This window comes from Roseateles sp. P5_E1 (assembly GCF_054049335.1).
Window position 1 is genome coordinate 1 of the sequence record NZ_JBFUMN010000330.1, and the last position, 589, is coordinate 589.

The 589-nt window shown below is 69.3% G+C and carries 1 pseudogene; it reads right to left on the bottom strand.

The features are described 5' to 3' along the window. Positions 1 to 589, bottom strand: a pseudogene (locus ACXJKJ_RS31350) (dihydroxy-acid dehydratase); the annotation flags it as partial.

The window sequence follows — 589 nt, forward strand, 5'->3', positions numbered from 1 at the left end:
AGCTTGGACAGGTCGCGTACCGCGCCCTTGTCGGCACTGGTGGCCAGCAGCGCGTAGGCCTTCAACGCACCGGTGACCTTGCGCGGGCGTGCCTCGCGCGGCTTCCAGCCCAGTGCATCCTGCTCGGCGCGGCGCGCGGCCAGCGTGGCGTCATCGACCAGCAGATCGATGCGCCGCGCCGGGATATCGATGCGGATACGGTCGCCTTCGCGGACCAGACCGATCACACCGCCGGACGCGGCTTCCGGGGACGCATGGCCGATCGACAGGCCCGAGGTGCCGCCGGAAAAACGGCCGTCGGTGAGCAGCGCGCATTGCTTGCCCAGGCCCTTGGATTTCAGRTARCTGGTSGGRTASAGCATTTCCTGCATGCCCGGGCCACCGCGCGGGCCTTCGTAGCGGATCACCACCACGTCGCCGGCCACCACGGTGTCGGCGAGGATGCCGGCCACGGCCGCGTCCTGGCTCTCGAACACGCGCGCATTGCCCTCGAACACATGGATGGATTCATCCACGCCGGCCGTTTTCACCACGCAGCCATCCGGCGCCAGGTTGCCGCGCAGCACCGCCAGCCCGCCTTCGGCCGAGT